Source organism: Moorena sp. SIO2C4, assembly GCF_010672485.1.
In the GTDB taxonomy this organism is placed as follows: domain Bacteria; phylum Cyanobacteriota; class Cyanobacteriia; order Cyanobacteriales; family Coleofasciculaceae; genus Moorena; species Moorena producens.
In genome coordinates, this window is record NZ_JAAHGN010000599.1 from 1 (window position 1) to 4,592 (window position 4,592).

The 4,592-nt window shown below is 38.5% G+C and carries 5 protein-coding genes; all 5 read left to right on the forward strand.

All coding sequences use genetic code 11. From position 1 onward, the window contains the following. Positions 1–280: 280 nt before the first annotated feature. Positions 281–565 (forward strand): hypothetical protein, encoded by a 285-nt coding sequence (locus F6K20_RS25325; protein WP_287296476.1) that lies wholly within the window; start codon positions 281–283, stop codon positions 563–565. A 294-nt stretch (positions 566–859) separates the two neighbouring features. Further along, the gene (locus tag F6K20_RS25330) at positions 860–1,303 is read left to right on the forward strand and encodes a class I SAM-dependent methyltransferase (protein WP_287247503.1); all 444 of its coding nucleotides are present in this window, start codon (positions 860–862) and stop codon (positions 1,301–1,303) included. 146 nt (positions 1,304–1,449) lie between these two features. After that, the gene (locus F6K20_RS25335; RefSeq protein ID WP_287296477.1) at positions 1,450–3,018 is read left to right on the forward strand and encodes a glycosyltransferase family 39 protein; all 1,569 of its coding nucleotides are present in this window, start codon (positions 1,450–1,452) and stop codon (positions 3,016–3,018) included. A 124-nt stretch (positions 3,019–3,142) separates the two neighbouring features. After that, positions 3,143–4,135 (forward strand): glycosyltransferase family 2 protein, encoded by a 993-nt coding sequence (locus F6K20_RS25340; protein ID WP_071107470.1) that lies wholly within the window; start codon positions 3,143–3,145, stop codon positions 4,133–4,135. 137 nt (positions 4,136–4,272) lie between these two features. Continuing rightward, a partial coding sequence (locus F6K20_RS25345) for a TVP38/TMEM64 family protein (protein WP_502708875.1) occupies positions 4,273–4,592 on the forward strand: 320 nt, incomplete at its 3' end.

The following is a 4,592-nucleotide window of genomic DNA, read 5'->3' on the forward strand; positions in this document are numbered from 1 at the left end:
CGGTTTCCGTCATCCTCTGCGTCGCTCGAATAAATCGTGATTGTGTCGGAGCGGTACCCATATCTTTTGTACAGTAGCTGGGTAGGCTTTGTGCGGCCAGAGAAAGTGCAAACAATCGTCTAAGTTCTTTGTAGCCTGTGCTGATAGTATCTAAAGAGAGTTATAGAGCAAACTCCTGGAGAGCAGCGGAGAAAAACCGAGAGCAGGACGGCTTGTTAATGGTTCGAGTGTTGCAACAACATATCATAATTGGCCGATAAGTACAACTACTGGAGAAGAAGTGTATTCATTCCCCTATCACTCAGCTGGACCATTTGGTGAAGATGTGGCTGGCGAATGGGTTAATTCAGAAAGTCTTTTCCGCACTCTCTTATCTGATGGATTAGGTTGGAAAGATATCCATGCTAAGAAACAAGACGAATACATGCTAGCGAGAAGACCTAGTGTTCTTTGGCGGATAAGGTATTGGTACTATTTTCTAAGATGGAAAATATCTCGCTCTCAATGCCTCAAGAGAATTAGGGGTTTTTTGTACAAAGCCTCGAAAAAGGTGATTAAGGGATAAGGCTATCTGAGCGGTTTCTACGATTTTTTTCTAGGGTGGCAAAATAAGCTAGACTCCTAAGTGTAGATTCACAGTTAACTGGATTATTGAACTGAGCGTAATAAAACAACGGTTTTGAGAGAGGTTGACCCATGGGTAGGAAATGGTATTGGACACGGCGGGACATGGAAAGGGACGTACCTATCTCGCGAGATATCCATCGCCCTTACCGTGTCTAATACCGTGTCTCGTCACTGGTTTGTAGCATAAGTACGGTTTGCTAATTATGGTTTATTAGATGAATCTATAACTATTATAAGTGATTACAACCAATGTCTATCTAGTCAATATGACGTAGTCTTATCCTTTGAAGTGCTAGAGCATCTGAGTGATCCATTTGCTGCTATTGGAGATATACACTCCATGCTAAAACCAAATGGCATTGCACTGATCACCGAGGCATTTAGAAAGGTGAATCCTAATCTACCTACCCATCTAGCAGCAAATGCTAAATATGATGGGCTGACACCATTTATGTTTCTAAAGCAAGGCATGTTGTTGTCTTGGTATGATCGCAAAATGGGGGGGAAACCCATGGAATTTTTAAGATTAAACAATAATGTATCATTTATAACTAAACTTCTCAAGTTTATGCATCTGATCAAAGACAAAACTATCAGAGCAGGCTATTTCAAGGCTATCAGGCTAAATTACCATAATGCTGTCAAGCAATTTATCAAAAAATGTATAGGTAAATAGGTTTTAATAAAGTATTTTTATACCTGTATACCTGTATATAGGTATAACATAAACCACAGTTAAATCTAGGTCATAATGATACTATAATATAAAAAATATCAAATAATTTTTATTAAACATAAATAATATATGATGAGATATGTTATATGAATAAAATCATCAAAACCAGGTTGATACTTCCACCAAATTGGTTAAAATTACTGATTATCTTTTTATTGATATTAGGGGTATTTTTTAGATTTTGTAATCTTGAAACAAGAGCTTATTGGCATGATGAGACTTACACCTTACTAAGAATTTCTGGTTATACGGTACCGGAGGTAATTCAACAAGTATTTACGGGTCACATAATTGGAGTTGAAGAACTAAGACAGTATCAAAGTGTTAATCATGAAAAAAAATTTTTTGACACTCTCAATGGGCTGGTAACAGAAGATCAACATCATCCGCCCATCTACTTTTTAATAGCACGGTTTTGGTTTCAGTGGTTAGGGGATTCTGTAAGCATCAACAGAAGCTTACCTGTCTTAATCAGCCTGTTGGCACTCCCTTGTATCTACTGGCTTTGTCTGGAACTTTTTAAGTCCTATTTGACAGCATGGATAGCGATGGGATTAGTAGCTATCTCTCCTTTCCATGTGTACTATGCACAAGAAATACGGGAGTACGGTTTGTGGGCAGTTACGACTTTACTAATGAGCGTGTCACTGCTGCGGGCAATGAGGTTAGGAACAAAATCTGCATGGGTGATTTATACAGTAACTACAATACTATCGCTCTATTCTGCTGTATTTTCTGTCTTTGTCTTATTTGGTCATGGAATTTACGTGGCTGTCAATGAGGGATTTCGGCTAAGTCAGAAAGCTGTTGCTTACTTATTAACATCATTTGTTTCAGTTGTGGCGTTCTCGCCCTGGCTTCTGGTGATTTTGACCCATCTGGACAAACTAAAGGAAGTAACAGCCTGGATGGATATGTCACTGCCGGTAAACACTTTAGTAAAAAGTTGGATTTTCAATCTTCAATCCGTCTTTTTTAAAACCCAATTTTGGCTTCCAGAATCTCTGAAAACCTTGCTAGCCTTTGCTATGGCAATTCTAGTGGGGTACTCAATTTATGTTCTGTGCCGACACACCCCCAAGCAAATATGGCTATTTGTTGTCACCTTAATCATACCAATTTCACTGAGTCTAGCTCTTCCAGATTTAGTGTCTGGTGGAATACGTTCAACTAACGCTCGTTATTTCGTTCCGTCTTACTTAGGATGCCAACTCGCCGTTGCTTACTTTCTTTCTACTCAGTTCACTTCCACGAAAATAAAATTTTTGCAGCGGAAGCATTTGCGAATAATTACCATAACAATCATGGCAGCAGGAGTTTTGTCTGGTGCTATTCAATCAGTGAGACCTAGTCGCAGTGATAATCAAAAAATCGCGGAGATTATTAATCGAGCAAATATGCCATTAGTAGTTAGCGGTGAAGCCTCCAAAAATGGCGGTGGTACCTTTGGTGACATCATGGAATTGAGTCATTTACTAGATCCCAAGGTCAAACTTCAGCTAGTTATCGAGCCTAACCAACCTACTATTCCTGAGGAATTCCAGGATGTTTTTTTATATAAGACGCCAGAATCATTTAAGCATAAAATTGAGCAAAAATACAGGATAAATTCTGCCTATAAAAAACAACTTTTTTTTATTACAAAAATAAAATAACTTCCAATAATATTGATAATATCTTTATAAAACATATTTAATATATATCCGTTGTTTATGTGATATATCAACAAAATAAACGATAATTGTATTGTTATACAATGGCGATTATAGGTTGCTTATTATGTTCTCTAACTCAGAAGACGATATCGAAATTTCCGTTGTGATTCCTCTTTATAATGAAGAGTCCAACATTGATTACCTGTTTGAACGCCTTACGATAGGGCTAGACAATCTCAACATCAACTATGAGATTGTTTGTATCAACGATGGCAGCAAGGATAACACGCTAAAGTTACTGCTCCAGCACCATTACTCAAATCCTGTAATTAAGGTTATCAATCTATCTCGTAATTTTGGTAAAGAGGCTGCTCTAAGTGCTGGTATCGATTTTGCTAGTGGTGCAGCCATTATACCAATTGATGCAGATCTCCAAGATCCGCCTGAAATCATGGGGGAGATGATTAACAAATGGCGTGAGGGCTACGATGTTGTTTATGCAACACGCCGTTCTCGTCAGGGAGACACTTGGGCTAAGCGTTTTACTGCCAATTTTTTCTACCGAGTGATTGGTCAAATAAGCCATGTGCAAATTCCCTCCAATACTGGAGATTTTCGTTTGCTTGATCGGCGTGTAGTTGATGCTGTCAAGCAAATGCCAGAACGAACCCGTTTTATGAAAGGGATATTTGCTTGGGTTGGTTTTAAGCAAACTTCTATACTCTACGATCGCCCTCCACGTTATGATGGAATCACTAAGTGGAACTATTGGCGACTTTGGAATTTTGCCATTGATGGTATTACATCATTTAGTCTCCTGCCTTTAAAGGTTTGGAGTTATGTCGGTCTCATCCTTTCTATAGCTGGATTCCTCTATGCTGCTTTCCTAATAGTTCGTACGTTACTGTTTGGGATTGATCTTCCTGGCTACGCCTCATTAATGGTAGTCATACTTTTTTTAGGAGGAGTGCAATTGCTGACACTAGGTATAATTGGTGAATACATTGGTCGCATCTTTGAAGAATCGAAACAAAGACCGATTTATCTAGTTCGTGAACTCTACGGTTTACCAAAAACATATTCACTAAATGATCAAGTTATTTCCTCAAAAAAATAAATAATATAAAAATAGGTTATAATTACGGTATTATATATGATATAATTCACTGTTAAATTTACTATTACAGTAGATAAAAATAACTTTTTACCGGAGATAAATGTAATGACTGATTGGATAAGTAGGAGCGTTATTTGATGCTCAACTATAAGCGATTTGTTGTCTTGCTCACATTTGTTTGTCTCTTTGCAACTGCTTTAGTGATGCATTTACTTGGAGGCATTGAGCCAGAGCAACTTCAGTCTTGGCTGAGACAGGCTGGGATCTGGGCACCAGTGATCTATATCATCTTTTATGTTGTAGCGACTGTGTTAATACTCCCTTCAACAGCACTTAATTTAACTGGAGGAGCCATCTTTGGTCCGTGGTTAGGTACACTCTGGACTAGTGTTGCTGCGGTAATTGCCGCAGTGGTATCCTTCGCTTATACCCGCACTGTCGGGCGTAAGCTAGTGGT